Annotated in this window: 18 protein-coding genes; 16 read left to right on the forward strand and 2 right to left on the reverse strand. The window is 31.0% G+C overall.

All coding sequences use genetic code 11. The annotated features are described in order from the left end of the window. Positions 1-120: 120 nt before the first annotated feature. Entirely contained in the window at positions 121-2,130 is a 2,010-nt protein-coding gene (locus CLAU_RS14805; protein WP_023162970.1) for a methyl-accepting chemotaxis protein, read from the forward strand. A 111-nt stretch (positions 2,131-2,241) separates the two neighbouring features. On the opposite strand, the gene CLAU_RS14810 is transcribed toward CLAU_RS14805, so the two are convergent. Then, complete coding sequence (locus CLAU_RS14810; RefSeq protein WP_013237597.1) at positions 2,242-3,045, reverse strand: TrmB family transcriptional regulator; 804 nt, start codon at positions 3,043-3,045, stop codon at positions 2,242-2,244. A 257-nt stretch (positions 3,046-3,302) separates the two neighbouring features. Between CLAU_RS14810 and CLAU_RS14815 the strand changes: the two genes are divergently transcribed. The 3 genes from CLAU_RS14815 to CLAU_RS14825 all read left to right on the forward strand — a co-directional run bounded on the left by CLAU_RS14815 (position 3,303) and on the right by CLAU_RS14825 (position 9,205). Next, the gene (locus CLAU_RS14815) at positions 3,303-4,367 is read left to right on the forward strand and encodes an undecaprenyldiphospho-muramoylpentapeptide beta-N-acetylglucosaminyltransferase (RefSeq protein WP_013237598.1); all 1,065 of its coding nucleotides are present in this window, start codon (positions 3,303-3,305) and stop codon (positions 4,365-4,367) included. Between the two features lie 608 nt (positions 4,368-4,975). Next, positions 4,976-8,488: a pyruvate:ferredoxin (flavodoxin) oxidoreductase gene (gene nifJ / locus CLAU_RS14820; protein WP_023162971.1), complete on the forward strand. Its 3,513-nt coding sequence runs from the start codon at positions 4,976-4,978 to the stop codon at positions 8,486-8,488. A 369-nt stretch (positions 8,489-8,857) separates the two neighbouring features. After that, entirely contained in the window at positions 8,858-9,205 is a 348-nt protein-coding gene (locus tag CLAU_RS14825; RefSeq protein ID WP_013237600.1) for a DUF1292 domain-containing protein, read from the forward strand. Between the two features lie 57 nt (positions 9,206-9,262). Here the strand turns inward: CLAU_RS14825 and CLAU_RS14830 are convergent, their stop codons facing one another. After that, the gene (locus CLAU_RS14830; protein WP_013237601.1) at positions 9,263-9,907 is read right to left on the reverse strand and encodes an HAD-IB family hydrolase; all 645 of its coding nucleotides are present in this window, start codon (positions 9,905-9,907) and stop codon (positions 9,263-9,265) included. 249 nt (positions 9,908-10,156) lie between these two features. On the opposite strand from CLAU_RS14830, the gene CLAU_RS14835 reads away from it, so the two are divergent. The 12 genes from CLAU_RS14835 (at position 10,157) to fliY (ending at position 22,131) form a co-directional block, all read left to right on the forward strand. Beyond that, complete coding sequence (locus CLAU_RS14835) at positions 10,157-10,984, forward strand: aminotransferase class IV (RefSeq protein ID WP_013237602.1); 828 nt, start codon at positions 10,157-10,159, stop codon at positions 10,982-10,984. A 238-nt stretch (positions 10,985-11,222) separates the two neighbouring features. Continuing rightward, entirely contained in the window at positions 11,223-13,175 is a 1,953-nt protein-coding gene (locus tag CLAU_RS14840; RefSeq protein WP_023162972.1) for a DUF342 domain-containing protein, read from the forward strand. A gap of 124 nt (positions 13,176-13,299) precedes the next feature. Next, positions 13,300-13,746, forward strand: a complete 447-nt coding sequence (locus tag CLAU_RS14845) for a chemotaxis protein CheW (protein ID WP_013237604.1) — start codon at positions 13,300-13,302, stop codon at positions 13,744-13,746. A 24-nt stretch (positions 13,747-13,770) separates the two neighbouring features. Then, on the forward strand, positions 13,771-14,259 hold the full coding sequence (locus tag CLAU_RS14850; protein WP_013237605.1) for a chemotaxis protein CheD: 489 nt from the start codon (positions 13,771-13,773) through the stop codon (positions 14,257-14,259). Positions 14,260-14,281: 22 nt separating this feature from the next. Beyond that, a complete protein-coding gene (locus CLAU_RS14855) occupies positions 14,282-15,385 on the forward strand; it encodes a protein-glutamate methylesterase/protein-glutamine glutaminase (protein WP_013237606.1) in 1,104 nt (367 codons plus the stop codon). Between the two features lie 4 nt (positions 15,386-15,389). After that, entirely contained in the window at positions 15,390-16,157 is a 768-nt protein-coding gene (locus CLAU_RS14860; protein ID WP_013237607.1) for a CheR family methyltransferase, read from the forward strand. A 12-nt stretch (positions 16,158-16,169) separates the two neighbouring features. Next, positions 16,170-18,242: a chemotaxis protein CheA gene (locus CLAU_RS14865; protein WP_013237608.1), complete on the forward strand. Its 2,073-nt coding sequence runs from the start codon at positions 16,170-16,172 to the stop codon at positions 18,240-18,242. 11 nt (positions 18,243-18,253) lie between these two features. Next, the gene (locus CLAU_RS14870; RefSeq protein WP_013237609.1) at positions 18,254-18,853 is read left to right on the forward strand and encodes a chemotaxis protein CheC; all 600 of its coding nucleotides are present in this window, start codon (positions 18,254-18,256) and stop codon (positions 18,851-18,853) included. Between the two features lie 33 nt (positions 18,854-18,886). After that, positions 18,887-19,249 carry a response regulator gene (locus tag CLAU_RS14875; RefSeq protein WP_013237610.1) on the forward strand — a complete coding sequence of 121 codons (363 nt, stop codon included), beginning with the start codon at positions 18,887-18,889 and terminating at the stop codon, positions 19,247-19,249. 259 nt (positions 19,250-19,508) lie between these two features. After that, positions 19,509-19,910, forward strand: a complete 402-nt coding sequence (locus CLAU_RS14880) for a chemotaxis protein CheW (protein WP_013237611.1) — start codon at positions 19,509-19,511, stop codon at positions 19,908-19,910. A gap of 27 nt (positions 19,911-19,937) precedes the next feature. Next, positions 19,938-20,933: a flagellar motor switch protein FliM gene (gene fliM / locus CLAU_RS14885; protein ID WP_013237612.1), complete on the forward strand. Its 996-nt coding sequence runs from the start codon at positions 19,938-19,940 to the stop codon at positions 20,931-20,933. Next, entirely contained in the window at positions 20,926-22,131 is a 1,206-nt protein-coding gene (gene fliY, locus CLAU_RS14890) for a flagellar motor switch phosphatase FliY (protein WP_013237613.1), read from the forward strand. Before fliM ends, fliY begins: the two co-directional genes overlap by 8 nt. Positions 22,132-22,332: the final 201 nt, after the last annotated feature.

Below are 22,332 nucleotides of genomic sequence, written 5' to 3' on the forward strand. Positions count from 1 at the left end.
AATTTAAAATTGAACTACTAGGATACAATTTTTGGGAACATTTCTACATTGGGGCTATAATTATACAATTTTAGTATACCAAAAGAAATGTTCCTATTGTTTATAGAGGGGATATGAATTTTGAAAATTAAGTTAAATTCTTTAAAATTTAAGGGAACTGCTATAATTATTATAGTGTACTTTATTTGTTTACTACTAAGTTCTGTCATAAGCTTTAATATATGCGAAAAGATATTATACGACCAATTTAATCAAAAGGCTTCTATATCATGTAGCAATGTTTCTAATAATATAAATAATTGGATTGAAGGTCAAGGAAAAGCTATAGAACAAATGGCTGAAGATATACAGTTTTATAATAATTTTGATGCAACCAATATGAAAGATTATTTACATATGAAACAACAATCGCAAAAATATGTTATTGCTTATTACGTTGGCCTTAGTGATAAAAGATATTTTGGAAGTGATAATTGGATACCACCACAAGGTTATGATGTGACAAAACAAAAATGGTATAGCCAAGCTGTGAATGAAAATAAGCTAGTGTATACAAAACCATATATAGATGAAGCTACCAAAAAAAGTATTATTTCTATTTTGATGCCTATCAAAATTAATGGGAAAATTGTAGGCGTTATAGGTGAGGATTTATATTTGGACTACCTTATGAATATTACACAAAAATATAAAATTGGTGAAAATGACTATGTATTTCTAGTTGATGCAGATAATGATTTTATTATTCATAAGAATAAAAATTTTTTGCCATCTTCAAATAAGAATGTAAATATGGGTAGTGTAAAAAATTATACTTATACAAGTATAGCCAATAAATCTAAAAATGAAAGTAAAGGATTAATTAAAGGAAAGGATTATGATTCACAAAACAAGTATTTTGTCTATGATAAAATAAGTTCTACAGGATGGCTTCTTGTGTTATCTATTCCTGAAATAGAAATAATAAAGCCTTTATCAAAACTTATCTTAGGATTTATTATTTCGTTTATTATTTCTATCATTATAAGTTCTTTAATTTCAATATATATTATTAATAGAATTTTAAAAGCAATATTTAGATTTAAGGAGCAAACTAAATTATTAGCTGACGGAGATTACAGAGAAACGCTAGATATTAAAGCTAAAGATGAAATAGGTGATCTTGTTGGCAGTTTTAATACCATGATTACTAAACAGCAAAAATTTATAAAAAATGTAAAACAAATGATTTACAATTTACAGACTGAAAACGATGAGTCAGATAAAAGCATATGTGAAGTTACAGAGACAAGTAAAATTGTTACAGATTCTATGGAGGAAATATCAAATGGAAGTGTAGAACAAGCTAAAAATATGACAATTACCTTAGAAAAAGTTAATTCTCTAGGAAAAAGCATAAATAATATAGATAGTAATGTGAGAAGTATGGTTAATGAAACAAATAAAAGCAAAGATAAAAATGAACTTGGATTAACTGCTGCTAGAGAACTTAAAGCAAAATTTGAGGAAAATAATAATTCCATTAGGGTTATGAGTGAAAAAGTAAAGGATTTAACAGAAAAATTTAAATATCTGGAAGATATTAATCAAGTTATAGAGTCCATATCTAAAGAAACTAACCTTTTGTCATTGAATGCTTCTATTGAAGCTGTAAAAGTAGGAGATGCAGGTAAAGGTTTTGGAGTAGTGGCTGATGAAATAAGAAAATTGTCTAATGATTCTTCAGATTCATCAAAAAAAATAAAAAGTGCTATAAATGAAATTGATGATATAATTAATTTGGTAAAAGTTCAAATGGATAATACTACCGCTATATCAGAAAGTACAAATGTAAAGCTAAAAAGTACAATTAATAATTTTGAGGATGTAATAAGTTGTTCTAATAATTTAATACGTCAAATCAATTTGCTAAATGATGAAACTGATAATATGAGAAAAAGTAAAATGGAAGTAATTGAAAATATGGAGAATGTATCTAGTATAAGTGAGCAGCAATCAGCAGCGTCTGAAGAAGTAAGTGCTTCAATGCAGGAGCAGTTTGCTAGTATGGAGAAGATATCTAACAATATAAGAAAAATTAACAATATGAGTAAAAAATTATTAGAAACAATCCAGCTATTTAAAACGTGATGAAATTGAACAAAATGAAATTGAACAAAGAAATTGTCAAAGCAATGTTATGTAACAGTTGAAGTGCATTCACATGGTATAATTAAGGTGATAATTGGAAATAAGATAATGTTAGCCTATTTCCAGATTATCCCTTATACTTTTTAGATTAGGACCAAATTCTTCGTCAAGTTCTTTTTTGTGCTTGGAATATATTTCTGAAATAAATATATCATGAGTTATAAAACATTCAGTTACAAGCATGAAAGGCTTATTTTGGGTCCATATACAGTAGCTTGTGTTGTCGGTTTGAAATATTGAAAACAAACATTCTTTATGATCTATTACTAAGCTAAGCCATCTTCCATTTAATGCAGCATCTTCTTTCATGCCATCCATTTCATGATAAAATACTTTTCCTATTTCATCAACTTTACCATATAGTACGGAAACTATTTTAATATTTCTTTTTTTAGCATCTAATAATTCATCATATAAATTATTGTAATCTTTACTCCAAATATCCAGATATATTGATTCATTTGCGTTTCTTATCATAGATGTAATTTTATCTTTTATTTGTTCTGTATCATTGAAGTGCCACAGGTAATTTATGGATTCTAAATCATTTATACTATTTAAATTATCTTCTAGATAACTTATTGTAGATTTAGTATCTTTTTTATATATATCTAAGAATTCTTTTAAAGACAACGCTATGTATTTACAAGGGTTATAGCCATTTTTAATAATTACATTTTTATTTAAAAGCGACTTTACTGTATCGTATACCTTTGATTGAGGAACGCCTGACCGCTTGCTAGCTTCATAAGCTGTAATTTCTTGATTTTTCAATAAAGTTAAATATATCATAGCTTCATATTTGTTAAATCCTATTTTTACTAATTTAGCGATAAGTTCTTTTTCTAATTCCATTAGTTTGACCTCCATGCAAGATTTTCATTTATTATTATACACATTACTGTTAAAGTTGTCACTCTATTTTTTTAATGGTAATTAAATAGAACTATGTTAAAATAGTAGCTTGTACAATGTTGAACTAAAATTTTAATATACATATTTATAAGTTTTAAGTAATAAATATGTATATTGCTTCTATTGTTGTACAAAGTATAAATAATTACTATAATAAATCTAGGAGTTGGAAAAATTGTACGAGGAGGAAATAGAACTTGAAAAAAATAATACTTACAGGTGGAGGCTCTGCTGGACATGTTACACCTAATCTTGCCTTAGTTCCAAGATTAAAAGAACTAGGATATAACATACAGTATATAGGAACCGAAAACGGAATTGAAAGAAAAATAATAGAAGATCAAAAAATAGAATATCATATAATATCTAGTGGTAAACTCCGAAGGTATTTCGATATAAAGAATTTTACTGATCCATTTAAAGTTTTAAAGGGAATACTTCAAGCTATACTTATAATAAGAAAGGAAAAACCTAACATAGTGTTTTCAAAAGGTGGATTTGTTTCAGTTCCTGTAGTAATTGCTGCACATATAAATAAAGTACCTGTCATTGCTCATGAATCAGATATAACTCCCGGACTTGCAAATAGATTGTCTGCACCTTACTGCACTAAGATTTGTGCTACATTTCCAGAGTCTTTAAAAAACATAAAGGGTAATAACTCAGTTTTAACAGGAACTCCTATAAGAAGAGAACTTCTAGATGGAAGTAGGATAATAGGCAGGAGAATGTGTGGATTTGATAATGAGAAACCAGTACTTCTCATAATAGGTGGAAGTCTAGGTTCTACGTTTATAAATAATACGGTTAGGAATTCACTAAATGAACTTTTAAAAAATTATAATATAGTTCACATATGTGGAAAAGGAAATTTAGATAGGTCCCTTAAGGAGAGAAAGGGATATGTACAATTTGAGTACATAAATGAAGAATTGCCGCATATAATGAATGCAGCGGATATAGTTATATCTAGAGCTGGTGCAAATGTAATATTTGAATTACTTGCTTTAAAAAAGCCAAACTTGTTAATTCCACTATCTAAAAAATCTAGTAGAGGAGATCAAATTTTAAATGCAGCCTCTTTTGAAAAAAGTGGATATAGTATGGTCCTCCAGGAAGAGGAACTTACTTCTCAGGTACTTTTAGATAGGGTTTTTAAACTCTATAGCTCTAGAAATGAATATATAAACAATATGGAGGCAAGTCCTGTGCAGGATGCAGTAGGTAAAATCATAAATTTAATAGAGAAATACAGTATATAAGGTTAATGTTAAAAATTTATAGTATAACTTTAAAAAACTGTCTTAAAAAGTTGTTATATAAAAAATGTTGACAATTAAACAGCTATTTAGTGCAAAACAACCATAAAAATTTAAAAAATACCATAAATTACTTGAAAAATAGTTGATAATAATGTAGAGTTATAAACAAAGGTGAAAAGCATTACTTGTATTCTTTTTTATATATTATTATAAATTAAAATGAAGCTGTATTAGAAAAAATACACACCTGTAATATAAAATTTTAAATTAATTTTTAATTTTTTCAAAATGTATTTTACATGTTTAGAATTTTGATGTATATTAAAATAGTAGAATACATAAGATACTTAATTTAATTAAAGATAGTTAAGTACTTTTCAATGTGCTTTTTTAGATGTTTAATACAAATCTTTAATTGTAAAAGAAATGCTGTACTATTTACTGTACTAGTGACGGGATTAAACTGTATTAATTATAAATAAAAAATAAGTACAGTTGTTTAAAATTATATTTTGTATTAAATCTAATAGTACGATGTAAGTTATTTTATACTATTGCTAGTTTAATAAAAAGATTTAATTATATACTTGAAAAGGAGAGGAATTTTTATGCGTAAAATGAAAACTATGGATGGAAATACTGCTGCTGCTTATATTTCCTATGCATTTACTGATGTAGCAGCTATTTATCCAATAACTCCATCATCACCAATGGCAGAACATGTAGATGAATGGGTAGCTAAGGGAAAGAAAAATATTTTTGGACAACAAGTAAAAGTTATGGAGATGCAATCAGAGGCTGGAGCATCAGGAGCCGTACATGGTTCACTACAAGCAGGAGCATTGACTAGTACATATACTGCATCTCAAGGCTTATTACTTATGATACCTAACATGTATAAGATTGCTGGTGAATTATTACCAGGAGTATTCCATGTATCAGCTAGAGCAGTAGCTGCAAATTCACTTAACATATTTGGTGATCACCAAGATGTTATGGCAACAAGACAAACTGGATTTGCTTTATTTGCAGAAAGTTCAGTACAACAGGTTATGGATCTTTCAGCAGTAGCCCATTTATCAGCAATAAAAGGAAGAGTTCCATTTGTAAACTTCTTTGATGGATTCAGAACTTCTCATGAAATTCAAAAAATCGAATTATTAGAGTATGAAGAATTAGCAAAATTAGTTGATCAGAAAGCTTTGAATGATTTTAGAAGAAGAGCTTTAAATCCAGATCATCCAGTAACTCGTGGTACAGCTCAAAATCCTGATATATACTTCCAGGAAAGAGAAGTTTCAAATACGTATTACGAAGCACTTCCAGAGATAGTTGAAGGATATATGCAAGAAATGACTAAACTTACAGGAAGAGAATATCATCTATTCAATTACTATGGAGCAAAAGATGCAGAGAGAATTATAATAGCTATGGGTTCTGTCTGTGAAACTGTAGAAGAAGTAATTGATTACTTAACCACAAAAGGTGAAAAAGTTGGATTACTTACAGTTCATTTATATAGACCATTCTCAATAAAACACTTTATGAAATACATACCAAAGACTGTTAAGAAAATTGCAGTCCTTGATAGAACAAAAGAACCAGGATCAATTGGAGAACCTCTTTATTTAGATGTTAAGAATGCTTTCTATGGACAAGAAGTACAACCAGTTATAGTTGGTGGAAGATATGGACTTGGTTCAAAAGATGTATTACCATCACATATTCTACCAGTATTTGAAAACTTAAAATCAGATAAACCTAAGGATAGATTTACATTAAGTATAGTTGATGATGTTACAAATACTTCATTACCTGTAGGAGAAGATATAAATACAACACCAGAAGGAACTACAGCTTGTAAGTTCTGGGGACTAGGATCAGATGGTACTGTTGGAGCAAACAAGAGTGCTATAAAGATCATTGGAGACCATACAGATATGTATGCTCAAGGATACTTTGCATATGATTCAAAGAAATCCGGTGGTATAACAGTTTCTCATTTAAGATTTGGTAAATCACCAATAAAATCACCATATCTTATAGATAAGGCTGATTTTGTTGCAGTTCATAACCAATCTTATGTTCATAAGTATGATGTACTTGCAGGACTTAAAAAAGGCGGTAACTTCTTATTAAATACAGTTTGGACTCAAGAAGAATTGGAAAAAGAGTTACCAGCTTCTATGAAGAAATATATAGCAAACAATGATATAAAATTCTATACATTAAATGCTGTTAAAATAGCTCAAGAAATTGGACTTGGTGGAAGAATAAATATGATATGTCAATCAGCATTCTTTAAGATTGCAAATATCATTCCAATAGATGATGCTGTTAAGTACTTAAAAGAAGCAGTTGTAACTTCTTATGGTAAGAAGGGACAAAAAGTTGTAGATATGAATAACGCTGCTATAGACAAGGGCGTAAATGCAGTAGTTAAAATAGATGTTCCAGCTTCATGGAAAGATGCAGAAGATGAAGCAGCAGCTACAAAGGAACTTCCTAAATTTATAGAAAAAATAGTTAATCCTATGAATAGACAAGAAGGAGACAAACTTCCAGTAAGTGCATTTGTAGGAATGGAAGATGGTACATTCCCAGCAGGAACTGCAGCTTATGAAAAGAGAGGAATAGCTATAAATGTTCCAGAATGGCAAGTAGACAAATGTATACAATGTAACCAATGTTCATTTGTATGTCCACATGCAGCTATAAGACCAGTTCTTACAACTGAAGAAGAATTAGCTAAAGCACCTCAAGGATTTGAAGCTAAAGATGCAAATGGAGCAAAAGGACTTAAATTTACAATGGCTATTTCACCACTTGATTGTTCAGGATGTGGAAACTGTGAAGATGTATGTCCAGCAAAAGAAAAGGCTCTTGTTATGAAGCCAGTAGATACTCAGCTGTCAAAGACAGAAGCTTGGGATTATGCTGTTAATGCTGTAGCTCATAAGGATAACCCAATGAAGGACAAATACAGTGTAAAAGCAAGTCAGTTCGAACAACCATTACTTGAGTTCTCAGGAGCTTGTGCAGGATGCGGAGAAACTCCTTATGTTAAACTTGTAACTCAATTGTTTGGTGATAGAATGATGATAGCAAATGCTACAGGATGTTCATCAATTTGGGGAGCATCAGCACCAGCAACTCCATACACAACTAACTATAGAGGACATGGTCCATCTTGGGCTAACTCATTATTTGAAGACAATGCTGAATATGGATTAGGTATGTTCCTTGGAGTTAAACAGACAAGAGAAAGACTTCAGGATAAAATTGAAGAAGCTTTAAAGGGTAGTTTAAGTGCAGAACTTAAAGCTGCTTTTGAAGACTGGATTAAAAACTTTGCTGAAGGTGAAGGAACAAGAGAAAGAGCTGATAAAATAACAGCTTTACTTGAAAAAGAAAAGGGAAGCAATGATTTATTAAATGATATTTATGAAAACAGAGACTTCCTAGTAAAGAGATCCCACTGGATAATTGGTGGAGACGGTTGGGGCTATGATATTGGATATGGTGGAGTAGATCATGTTTTAGCTTCAAATGAAGATGTAAATATTCTTGTACTTGATACAGAAGTATATTCAAATACAGGTGGACAATCTTCAAAATCAACTCCAACAGCTGCTGTAGCTAAATTTGCTGCAAGTGGTAAGAAGACTAAGAAGAAAGATCTTGGAATGATGGCTATGAGTTATGGATATGTTTATGTAGCTCAGATTTCAATGGGTGCTGATAAGAATCAGGCATTAAAGGCAATTCATGAAGCAGAAGCTTATCATGGACCATCACTTATAATAGCTTATGCTCCATGTATCAATCATGGCTTAAGAGTTGGAATGGGTAAGAGCCAGAGAGAAGCTAAGAGAGCTGTTGATTGTGGATATTGGGCACTTTACAGATACAATCCAGAATTAAAAGAAGAAGGAAAGAAATCATTTAGCTTGGATTCAAAAGAACCAACTACAGATTTCAAGGAATTCTTAATGGGAGAAGTAAGATACTCTTCACTTGCTAAACAATTCCCAGATCAGGCAGATGCATTATTTGAAAAGACTAAGAAAGATGCTCTTCAAAGAATTGCAGGATATAAAAAGCTTGATAATGAACAGTAATCAAGTAAATTTAATAAAAAGTATCAGATGGCGTAAGCTGTCTGGTACTTTTTTAATTAATAGTTAATTGGCAAAGCTTTTGAAAATAACAAAGTTCAAATAATAAATAAAGATGATTTCCATCTTACCTCAGGAAATCTATAATTTTAATATTTTATGACGTTAGGAAGAAAATTGCCCTTATTTGTTATTTAAACTTTGTACTTTGTTATTTAAAAAATTAGTTTGTCCATTTAAAAATATTAAAAAAATACTTTTATTATAGAGCAATTAAGGTTAAAATTAGAACATAACAGTTAAAAGGAGGTGAAGATTCCTGGTAAATATATTTGTAAGATATCACCAAATAATAAATGCCAGGTTTACTTTATGGATAAAGAAAATTTAAATGAATGTAACTGTGGCTGTACTAGCCAAGAAGAAAATTGTGGCTGCACAGAAACACACGAACATGAACATGATTGCGGCTGTGGATGCGGCTGTGAAGATTCAGATCCTTTAATAGTAGATTTAGAGGATGAAAATGGAGAGATAGTTTCCTGTGAAATAGTTGATGGTTTTGAATATAAAGAAGGAAAATATGCTGTAGTTGAGAATCCTGAGAATGGCTCTACTTATTTATTTAAAGTGGAAAATGAAGGAGAGCTTGTTATTCCAGAGGATAACGAATTTGATGAAGTTTCAAAGTACTATGAAAAATTAATGGAAGAAGAATAATTAATTGGCGACGTATAGTCTTTCTAACTATACGTTGCCAATTAAAAAGTTTAAAGTTCACTTCCACCTTAAAACTTCAATCCCCTGGTTATCTTTTCTTGTGTAATTTATAAGATAAGGATTGCCTACCAATTTAAAGAGAGGCAAATCAGATAGTGAATCTGAGAACATATAAGAATTTTTGAAGTCAACTTCTATGTTGTCTTTTTTTAAAGATTCCATAAGCCTTGTTACCTTTTCTTCTCCTTTGCAGTTTTGTCCGAGAATTTTTCTAGTATGCTTTCCATTTACAATTTCAAATCGTGTACCTATTATTTTATCAACTTCCTCTATTTTATATAATTCTTTTAAATAAAATTCTGCAGAAGCAGATATCAGATATATTTTATAGCCACTATTTTTAAATTTTTTTAAGGTATATAGAGCATCTTTGTAAAATATTTTACTTAGTCTTTTTTCGTAAAATTCTTTTGTGAGAAGTTCCATATCCTTTTCACGTATTCCATTTATAAATGAAATAAAATTTTCTTTAGCCTTTTTAGCACTAAAAACCTTCAGTACAAATAAAAGGGCAGACATAATGCTAAAAGGTGCGTATAATATGAGTCTAGGACGTTTTTTTACCATGAATATGTAAAATTCCATTAAGGTTTCACTATTTGTTAAAGTAAAATCTACGTCAAATATAGCGAGTTTTTCCAAATGAATCACTTCCTTATTTAATTATAATATCATACTTTGCTTCTATTAAAAACTTTATGTAATGTAAATGACTTTGTTTAGAATTATAATAGAAAAATTGCCAAACAATATTTTTAATTAATAGTTAAGAATGAAGAATTAATAGTTAATGTGGAAAACTTTCCATGAATAATGTAGAATATAATAGAGACTAAATGGCAACATTTAGTTAAATAATAAGAAAATATATGAAAGGGAGATTTGATTTACATGAGTGAGTGTATTGAAAAATTTTTTCTATATAATAATGAATTAAAAAACAAAGAACAATTTAAAGAGGCTGAATTTAAACATGGAAAGTCTATATATGAGGTAATACGTATTATAGATGGAAAACCTCTTTTTTTAAAGTTACATTTAAGACGTATGAAAAACTCAGCAAAAATAACTAATTTGAGATTATGGCTTAATGAAAAAGATATTAAAAATAGTATATTAAAACTTATAAAGGCAAATGAAATTTCAGTAGGTAATATAAAGATTATTTTTAATTTCTATGAAAAGAATACATTTTTGTCTTATTTTTTGCCTTATAATTATCCATCTCTAGAAGAGTATAAAGTGGGAGTAGACACCATCTTTTATCATGGAGAAAGAGAAAATCCAAATGCAAAAGTAATAAATTATGAGTTTAGAACTAAGGTAGATAGTACGATAAAAGAAAAGAATGTGTTTGAAGCTATACTTGTGGATAGTAATGGAAACATTACAGAGGGGAGTAAGTCCAATATATTTATGATAAAGGGAAATACTGTTGTAACTGCACCATTAAAAAATGTGCTTCCTGGAACTACGAGAAAGGTTGTAATGGATATCTGCAGTAAAATAGGGCTTGAAGTGTCAGAGAAAGAGGTAAGCTATAAGGATGTAGAAAAGTTTGATGCACTATTTATATCTGGTACATCACCAAAAGTACTGCCTATAAAAAAAGTGGAAAACGTTAAATTTGATTCTTCAAACAATAAAGTACTGCTTAAAATTATAAAAGCATACGATAAAGAAGTAAGGGATGACATAAAAAATTTTGATACAGATTAGAACATAGAAGGCTTAAGATAGATTATATATGATATTGAAGTTTTTATCCGATGGCTTTCTACTGTAACACTCCCACGCACACAGCGAAAGCGACTATCACCAAATCAAAGATTTGGGATATCTGCTTTTCTACCAAGGTGGGAGATAACAGTAGCTACGTCTCTGGATAATTCATCTAAACTTAGTGGGAAAAACAAATTCCCACTAAGCAAGATTCATTAATTAGGGGGAGATAATTATGAAAGAATTGTTTCATGGTACTTCACTAGAGGAATGCTTAGAATCTGCCAGCTGTAAACTAAATATGCCAAAAGACAAATTACAATATAAGATTGTTAAGAAAAGCAAATTACTTTTTAGAAAAAAAGTAATAATAGAAGTGTCTTTTGGGGAAGAAGATCAGAGTAATGTAAATTCTGTTACAGAGAAGGAAATTGTAAAAACAAATGAAAAAGATGGAACCATAAAATTAGAAAATGGCAAAATAATTGTAAAGGATCCTATTGAAGATGGGAAACCTGCGGTAATACATAGGGGACATAATATATCTATTTTTGTAGATGGAGCTGAAGTTAAGGATAAATGTGAAGTATTTAGTAAAAATAAAATAGAAATAGTTTTTGAAGAAGATGAACCAAAAAGACAAATGAATATATATCTATCTGATGATAGAATGAAAGCATATGCTGAAGTTAAATATATATCTAAAAACGTTTACAAACTGAAAGACAAAGATGAGAGTCATAAAGTGAATTTTGAAGGAGAAATAATTCAATCAATAAAGCCTCCTATGTATACAGTAAATGAAATTAAGAACGAATTATCTAATAATAAAGTGATTTATGGTATAATGGAAGAAAATTTGAAAGAAGTTGTAAACGGTGATAAAAAACTTGTAGTAGCTTGTGGAAAAGAAGCTGTAAACGGTGATGATGATTTTCTAGAGAATAAGTTTGAAACCTCCGTAGTTTTAAAAGAAGATACGATTGGAAATATAGACTTTAAAAGTATAGGTACCATAAATGTTGTAAAAAAAGGAGATATAATTGCAATAAAACATAATGGCACTTTAGGCAAAGATGGATTTGATGTTACTGGAAAGGTTTTAAAATGTAAACCAATAAAACAAATTAAAATAAAGGTTGGAGATGGATGTGTACTTAAAGATGAAAACACCGTTGAAGCATCAATAGATGGTAAACCCTCCATAAAAAGCAACACTTATTATGTTCATCAGGTACACGAAATTAATGGAGATGTGGATATAAGCACTGGGAATATAAATTTTATAGGTGATATAATTATACATGGAAATGTAAAAGAAGGCATGAAAGTAGAATGTGGCAACGACCTTATTGTGGAAAAAGAAGTAGAAAGGGCTAGTTTAAATGCAAAAGGTGATATAAGTATAGGACAAACTGTTGTTAGCTCTCAAATATGTGGTGGCGGTGACAGTGTAAAGAAGATTAAGGCTATGGAACACCTGAGCAAATTTAATAAGAATATGGAACAGTTAGTGGGGGCCGTAAAAGAAATAAAAGACTATAATCTGCTTGGCAAAAGTAAAAAGGATGGAGAAATAATAAAAATATTATTGGAAAGTAAATTCAAGAAACTTATTAAGCTGGGCATAAATGTAATTGCGGACTTGAATGTTGAAAGTGATGATTATCAAGAGGATAAAATTGTAAGATTTATCAAAACCAAGCTTATAGGAATGGGACCTATAAGTATTAAAAGTTATTCCGAGTTAAATGAACTAATGAAAATTATTGAAGATAAAATAGAGGAACTAAAAGACACAAGGGCACTTCCTGTGAAAGTGGTTTTATCTTACTGTCAGGACTCCAATATACAGAGTTCTGGTGATATAATAATAAAAGGAAGAGGAGAATATATATCACAAATTGATGCCAATGGTTCCATTGAATTTTTGCAAGAAAAGAGTGTGGCAAGAGGGGGAATACTAAAAGCTGAAAATGAAATAAAATGTAAGATTGTAGGGAGTGTAGCAGGAGTTTCTACAAAGCTTCAAGTAGAAAGTAAGGGTGGAAATATATGGGCAGATGTGGCTTATCATAATACGGTATTTAAAGTTGAAAACAAGGAAATTGTTCTAGATTCTCCAAGTAAAGATGTACATGTGTATTTGAAGGAAGGGGATATAGTAGTTGACAAATTTGTTCTATAAAAATCCTGTTGCAAAATGCATGATTTATGCTATTTTAAGTAGATATATGCTATAATTATGTAATAATTGATTTAAATAAGGATTTATAAGGATGGCTAACAATATTATTTAAGGAGGATTTTAAATGGATGGCAAGGAAATAAAAGTATTGATATTTAGTATAAATGGTGAGTACTATGCTACAGATATTATGGAAGTAGAGAGAATTTTGGGTTATGAAGAGACTACGAAGCTGCCGGATTCTCCTAACTTTGTAGAGGGAGTCATAAATTATGAAGGAAATATACTTCCTATAATATCCTTGAGTAAGAGATTTGGTTTTGCTTCAGCGGAAGAAAGTAAAGAGGCTAAGATAATAGTTACGAAACAAAGTGGAAATAAAATAGGAATAATAGTAGATGTTGTATCTGAAGTTACTGATGTAAATACTGCAGATATAGAAGTTGCACCTGATATAGTGTCCCAAATATCAAAAAGATATATAAAAGGCCTCATTAAAATAAAAGATAATATAATAATATTCTTAAATCTTGATAAAATACTTACTGAAGAAGAAAAGGAACTCATATAATTAAAAATTGAAAGGTGTATATTTATGGATATAAAAGAGATAAGAGTGGGAATAGCAGATATGAATACTGCAAGTTCTCCTGATAGAATTATAACCATTGGTTTGGGTTCCTGTGTAGGTATAGCTCTATATGATAAGGAAAAGTGTATAGGTGGGTTGGCACATATAATGCTGCCGGACAGCACTCAATTTACAAATACAAAAAATCCAATGAAATTTGCAGATTTAGCTATTCCTATTTTGATAGAAAAGTTAGAAGCCTTAGGTGTAAATAGAAGAAATTTAAAGGCTAAAATAGCAGGTGGGGCTTCTATGTTTAACTTCTCAGATAAAAGTGTAGTTATGAATATAGGAAGTAGGAATGGAGAAGCTGTAAAGAATATATTAAAAGAAAATTCTATTTCAATATTAGCAGAAGATCTAGGAGGCAACAAAGGTAGAACTATGATATTTGATACCAATGATGGAGGTGTCAAGATAAAGACAGTAGGAATTGGGATAAGGGAAATTTAAAAATTTAATGGAGTGATAATGCTTGGAAAAAATTAAGGTTTTAGTAGTAGATGATTCTGCATTAATGAGAAAAATTATTTCGGACATGATAGGTGAAGATGAATCTATAAGGGTTGTAGGAACTGCTAGAAATGGGGAAGATCTTTTAGAGAAACTATCGTTAAATTTTACTGAAAATAGTATGCCTGATGTAATAACTTTAGATGTAGAAATGCCAAAGATGGATGGAATAACAGCACTAGGCGAATTGAAAAAAAGGAATATTAATATACCTGTAATAGTTTTAAGCAGTGTCTCCAAGGAAGGAAAACAGCGTACAATGGAATGTCTTGATATGGGTGCTTTTGATTTTTTACCTAAGCCTTCAGGTACAATATCTTTGGATATAAATAAAGTTAAAACTGAGCTTGTAGAGAAGATAAAAGGAGCCTACCTGGCAAATACAGTTAAACCAAATAAAGCACAAGAAAATATACAACTGTCTATATCAAAAAATGAAAAAGCTTCCACATTAAATGTCACAAGTTCAAATGTAGATAGAAAAATGAAAAAAGATATAAATGCAGTGGTGATAGGAGCATCTACGGGCGGACCTAAAGCACTTTATTCAGTTATAACACAATTTCCCCAGAACATGGGAGTGCCGGTATTTGTAGTACAGCATATGCCTGCAGGATTTACTAAGGCTTTTGCAGACAGATTGGATTCTAATTCAAAAATAAAAGTATTAGAAGCAGAGGATGGTATGAATGTTGAAAAGAATACTGTTTATGTAGCACCTGGTGGATTTCATATGGAAGTATGGAGAGATAAGAGAATACATTTGAACAAAGAACCTGCCATTTGGGGAGTAAGGCCTGCAGTGGATAAGCTATTTATATCTGCATCAAAAGTATATGGAGAAAATATTATAAGTGTAGTTTTGACGGGTATGGGAAGAGATGGAGCACAAGGAACTGTAGAGATAAAGGAAAATGGAGGAATTACACTTTCTGAAGATGAATCAACTTGTACTATTTATGGTATGCCTAAAGCAGCTTATGCCACAGGAAAAGTGGACTTAGTTTTACCAATAGACAAAATAGCAAATGAAATAGTAAAAATAATAAAGTTTGGTGGGAGGTAGACTTATGGATATGGCTTATTTTAAGCAGTGGGTTTTAAGAGAATTCAATATAAATTTAGCTGCATATAAACCAAACCAATTACATAGGAGAATAAATAGCTTGATGTCCAGAGTAGGAGTTAAAAGTATAGATGAATACATAGAACTCTTAAAAAGGGACGGAGAGCAAAGACAGAAGTTTTTAGACTTTATAACTATAAATGTATCTGAATTTTTTAGAAATCCGGAGATATTTGAAGAGTTAAAAGTTAGATTAAAGGAAGAACTACTTCCTAGAAATAGTCCTTTGAAAATATGGAGTGCAGCTTGTTCAATTGGGGCTGAACCTTATTCAGTAGCTATGTATTTGGATGAATTGTCTCATGGAGTTAGACACACCATAATTGCAACAGATATAGATAACACTATAATTGAAAGGGCTAAAAGGGGAGAATATGTTTTATCAGAAGTAAAAAATGTAAAAAAAGAATATTTAGATAAGTATTTTACTATAAAGGACGATAAATATATTATAAGTCCTATAATAAAAAATTTAATCACATTTAAAAAGCATGATTTAATACTTCAAAATTATGAAAGTAACTTTGATTTAATAATATGCAGAAATGTGGTAATATATTTTAATCAAGATGTAAAAGATAAAATATATGAAAAGTTTAGCAAGTCACTTAAAAAAGGAGGACTACTATTTGTCGGGGCCACTGAAAGCATATACAATTATAGAGATTATGGCTTTGAGAAGGCTTCTACCTTTATATATAGAAAGCTATAAGGAGGGAATAAAATGGATACGTCGCAGTATATGTCTATGTTTCTAGAGGAATCAATGGACAACTTGCAAACACTTAATGAATCATTACTTCAGCTTGAGCAAGAACCAGACAACATAGATAAGGTAAATGAAATTTTTAGAGTAGCACATACAATAAAAGGAATGGCAGCTACTATGGGATTTAATGAAGTGGCTGAACTTACTCACAAAATGGAAGATGTACTATCTGAATTTAGGGATGGACAATTAAAAGTAAACCAAGATGTAGTTACAGTCTTATTTAAATGCCTGGATACTCTTGAGCAGATGATAAAAAATATAGAGGATGGAGTAGATGAAGAAACTCCTATTCAGGATATCATTGAAGAATTGGAAAAGATATCTGGTCAAAAAGATGAAAGTGAAGCTAATAAACCTGAAAAAGAAGATAATGTCCAGGAACAAAATGCTGCAGTGGAATCTAAAGGCAAAGATTCTATGGTAGAATTGAATGAATATGATATAAATGTAGTTAAACAAGCTGAGGACAAGGAATTTAACGCTTATGAAATAAAAATTAAACTTAGCGAAAATACTCTTTTGAAATCTGCAAGGGCATTTTTAATATTTAAGGATTTGGAAGCAGTAGGAGAAATAATAAAGTCTATTCCTGGTACAGAGGATATAGAAAATGAAAATTTTGAATTTGAAATATGCCTTGTTTTATTAACTAAAAGTACTTCAGAAGATGTCCATAAACTTTTGATGAACATATCTGAGGTGGAAGAAGTTACTGTGGAAGACGTGGACATCCAGGCAGAAAAAGCAAAGAAAATGGAATCAGATTCAGCTAAAAAAGAAGAAGAGATAAAAGTTAAAGCTGAAAAGAAAGCTGCCCAGGAAGTAGTAAAGCCAAAGCCAGCAGCAGTAGCTCAAAAGAAAAGTAAAAATCCTCCTAAAAAGGAACCTCATAAAAAAATGCACCAGTCTGTAAGAGTTGATCTGGAAAGATTAGATAAATTTATGAATATGGTGTCTGAATTGGTTATAAATAGGACAAGAATGGAGCAAATTAGCAGCAGTTATAAGTTAAATGAATTAAATGAAGTTTTAGAACAGGTGGCAAGGACAACTTCAGATTTACAAGATTTAGTAATGAAGATAAGAATGCTGCCTCTTGATACTGTATTTAACAGATTTCCTAGGATGATAAGGGATTTATCCGTAGAACTGGATAAAGAGATGGAGCTTATAATTGAAGGAGCAGATACAGAACTTGACAGAACAGTAATAGATGAAATTGGAGAGCCTCTAATTCACTTGCTTAGAAATGCAGCAGATCATGGTGTAGAATCTAAAGAAGAAAGAATTGCAAAGGGAAAAGATCCTGTAGGAAAAATAAAACTTATTGCTTATCAGGAAGGAACTAAAGCTGTAATTAAAGTTGAAGATGATGGAAGTGGAATACCTGTAGAGAAGATAAGAGAAAAAGCAGAAAATGCAGGTATAAATACTGAAGGAATGACAGAAGCTGACATAAAGAATCTCATATTTATGCAGGGAATAAGCAGTAATACCGAGGTAACAGATATATCAGGAAGAGGAGTTGGAATGGATGTAGTAAAGACCAAAATATCCTCTCTTGGTGGAACAGTAGAACTTGTAAGTGAAAAAGACAAAGGATCATCTTTTATAATAAGGCTTCCACTTACACTTCAGATAATTCAAGTACTTCTTGTAGGTGTAGGGGATGAAACCATGGCTATATCTTTAAGCTATGTAGACAGAGTTATAGATTATAAAGATGATTTAGTGAAGATGACTAATAATAAAGAAGTTATAATATATAATGGAAATGTAATACCTCTTATAAGACTTTATGAAAAACTTGGTGTTGAAAAATCAGCTAGCAACAAAAATTATATAGTAATAGTTAAGGTAGGAGAAAAAACTGTAGGACTTATGGTAGATTCCTTACTTGGACAGAGGGAAATTGTTATAAAACCTCTTGGAAAGACACTGAAAAATTTGAAAGAATATATGGGAGCAACCATATTGGGAAATGGACTTGTAACTTTGATATTGGATGTTGCTGCCCTGGTATAAGGAGGAAAATAATGGACTATAAAAACCTTACTCCTATTCAACTTGACGCATTAAGAGAAGTTGGGAATATAGGTACAGGGAATGCAGCCACAGCATTATCTCAGCTTATAAATAGAAAAGTTGATATGACAGTACCTGCTATAAATATAGTGCCTTTTGACGACATCTTTACGAACATTGGTGAAGGTGAGGTAGTTATAGGCGTAATAGTTAGAATCTTAGGCGATATACCTGGAAATATACTGTTTATATTTGAAAAGAATACTGCTATGGATCTAATTTCTATGTTAACCGGTCAGAGGGAAGAGGAATTAAGTGATATGGGAAACTCTGTTATATGCGAAATAGGCAATATAATATCTAGTTCCTATATGAATTCTATAGCAAAATTTACTGGACTGCATGTAATACCATCAGTTCCAGCAGCTACTTGCGATATGCTTGGGGCAATACTTTCAACTACATTTATAGAATCAGGACAATATGATGAGTATGTTCTTGACATAGAAACACTTTTTATGCAAAATAATTCAGAGTTAAGTGGGCACTTTTACTATATTCCGGTGCCTGGTTCAATGGAAAAAATTTTAAGTGCTTTAGGAATAGGATAAATATTTAGTAGTAAATAATTTGGAGGGAAGAAAATGGCTAAAATATTAATTGTAGATGACGCTGCTTTTATGAGAATGATGATAAAGGATATATTAGAAAAGAACGGATTTGAGGTAGTGGGGGAAGCAAACAACGGATTAAAAGCTGTGGAGTTATATAAAAAGGAAAAACCAGATGTAGTTACAATGGATATAACGATGCCGGATATGGATGGTATTGAGGCTGTTAAGGCAATAAAAGGATTTGATGCAGGTGCAAAAATTATAATGTGCTCTGCAATGGGTCAGCAGACTATGGTTATGGATGCTATAAAAGCTGGAGCTAGAGATTTTATAGTAAAGCCTTTTCAACCGGATAGAGTTTTAGAAGCAATAAATAAAGTAGTAGCTTCTTAATAATAAGAATATAATTATTTGTAAATTGTTAAACAGATAATCAGAGATTAAAATTTTATGGCTGGTATAAAGGTAACAAGGTTTATTACGAAAACTATCAAGTAGAGTTAAATTTATTGCAAACTTTAAATAGCTAGGATAGTATACTCCATATATTTAATTTCTGATTTAATCTGGTAAGCAGAAAATTAAGATTTGAAATTTTATACAAGGATACTTGTTACATAGTTTGTGTACCTATGTATATGGAGGTGTAAATATGCAAGTTGTTATATTTAGATTAAATAACGAACAATTTGCTGTAGAAACAGCTAAAGTTCAAAGTATAAATAATTCTATGGAAATAACAAAAGTCCCACAGGCGCCAGCTTACATAAAGGGACTTATAAATTTAAGGGGAAATGTAATATCTCTCCTAGATATAAATCTCTTGATGGATATTCCAAAAGCTGAGATAAGTGAAAACAGTATACTTATACTGGAAATGGAAGACGAATTAGTGGGAATAACAGTAGATCAAGTAGATGAAGTTTTAGATGTAGAAGAAAATGCTATTGAAAAGATAAATGATGAAGGAAAAAAAGTCTATATAGAGGGAATAATAAATTTTAAAGATAGTATAGTTACTTTAATTGATATAGACAAACTTCTTTCAAATTAGAATTTTCTTAAGAAATGAGGGAAGAGAATGGCAGATGTATTATCACAGAATGAAATAGATGACCTTTTAGCTGCCTTATCTGCTGGAGAACTTACTCCAGATGAAGTACCCAAAGAAGAGGAAAAGCAGAAAGTAAAGCCTTACGATTTTAGAAGTCCCCAGAAGTTTTCTAAAGATCATATAAGGACTCTTGAACTTATTCATGACAATTATGCTAGAATAATTTCAAATTATTTAACTGCGCAGGTTAGAACTAATGTAAAAGTAAAAGTGGAATCTGTTCAGCAAATAACTTATGAGGAGTTTATTCATTCTGTACCTAATCCTACTGTTTTAACTATATTTAAAATGCCGCCGTTAAGCGGATCTGTTTTGTTTGAAGTAAATCCTCAATTTGTATTTCAAATTATAGATTTGCTCTTGGGGGGAAATGGTAAAGGAAAATACAAAGTTAAGGAATTTACTGATATAGATAAAAATATTATAAAGGTTGTAAATGCAGGGCTTATATCAAATTTGAAATTGGCCTGGGAAGATGTAATGCCTATAGAAACAGAAGTGGAGGGGCTTGAGACAAATCCTGCACTAAACCAGACACTTGCACCTAATGATCCTGTTGCACTTATAACTTTTTCAGTGGAGATGGGAAACAGCAGTACTTTTATAAACATATGCATTCCTTATTTGAGTATAGAAAAGGTACTTGATAAATTAGTAGTTCAATACTGGTTTCAGGACAGTGATGAAGATATATTGAATGAGTCCAGAGAGAAGCTTAGAAATAGGTTAGATATAGTTGATGTAGAACTCACTGCCATACTTGGAACTGTAGATGTTACGGTACAAGAATTTTTGAACCTTAATGTGGGAGACGTATTGACCCTAAAGGAAAAAACTACAAGCCCTGTGAAACTAATGGTGGAAGATAAGGTGTATTATTATGGAAAGCCTGGTGTAATAGACAAGAACATGGGCGTTGAGATATTAGATATTTTAGATAAGGATGTGGAAAATTATGAGTAATGGATTTCTTTCACAGGAAGAGATAGATGCACTTTTAAATGGAGGAGAAAGTACGCCGGATCCACCATCAGAAACAAATTCTCAAGATGACCCACAGTTGCCAGATATAGAGAAAGATTTACTTGGAGAAATAGGAAATATATCTATGGGATCTGCCTCTACAGCACTTTCTACAATAATAAACCAGCAGGTAAATATAACTACTCCAGTGGTAGTTGTAACTACTCTTAAAGAGTTGAAAAATGAATTTGAAGTTCCAAATGTTGCTTTGGAAGTTAAATATACAGAAGGTATAATAGGAGAAAACTTACTGGTAATGAAGATTACAGATGCGGCTGTAATTGCAAGTCTTATGATGGGCGGAGACGGTAAAATAGATCCAGATATTAAAGAATTAGGCGAGATAGAAATAAGTGCAGTATCTGAGGCTATGAACCAGATGATAGGGTCGGCTGCTACATCTATGGCTACTATGCTAATGAGGGAGGTAAATATATCCCCTCCTGTGTCTAAAGTATGGAATGATATTACAAAACCTCTTACTGAAGGAATAAGTGAAGATGAGGCGGTTGTAAAAGTATCATTTTCACTTAAAATAGGGGAACTAGTAGATAGTAGTATAATGCAGGTATTACCTATAGCTACAGCTAAAAAAGTAGTTTCTATAATGATGGGTCAGGAAGAAACTGCACCAGCGGAGTCAGCTCCTAGTGCACCTGAAAATGATAGTACTAGTACTGAACCTGAACTTGAGCCTCAACCTGAGTCTCAACCACCTATACAGCAGTCTCAGCCAGCACCAGCACAGTCTCAAATGGAGCAAAGGACACCGGTGTACGAGAAACCTATAGAAACAAATGTAAACAAGCAACCTGTAGAAGTCAGCCGGGCATCTTTTCAGCCACTTAGTGGATCGCAGGATACAGAAGTTGTCCCTAAAAATATAGATCTTATATTGGATGTACCTCTTGAAATATCAGTGGTACTTGGAAGAACAAAAAAGAACATTAAAGATATATTGAATTTAGGGACGGGTTCTCTTATAGAATTAGATAAATTGGCAGAGGAACCTGTGGAGATACTGGTAAATGGTAAGAAAGTAGCTTATGGAGAAGTGGTAGTAATAGATGAAAACTTTGGAGTTAGAATAACGGGAATTGTGAGCAATGAGGAAAAAATTAGATCTTTAGGAAGATAATATTACTATAAGTATGAATAAATTTAGAAATAAGATGTGTATGGTGAAAGCTATACACATCTTATTTTAATTTATAATATAATGAAATTTATTTGTGTATTAAAGTGGAAACATATAGGGACTTTTTATTTAAAATAAGCAATTTATATTCAATTCAAAGTATAAATATTAAATGTATGTACTCGATAATGTTACTAGTAA

This window comes from Clostridium autoethanogenum DSM 10061, from assembly GCF_001484725.1.
GTDB lineage: Bacteria > Bacillota > Clostridia > Clostridiales > Clostridiaceae > Clostridium_B > Clostridium_B ljungdahlii.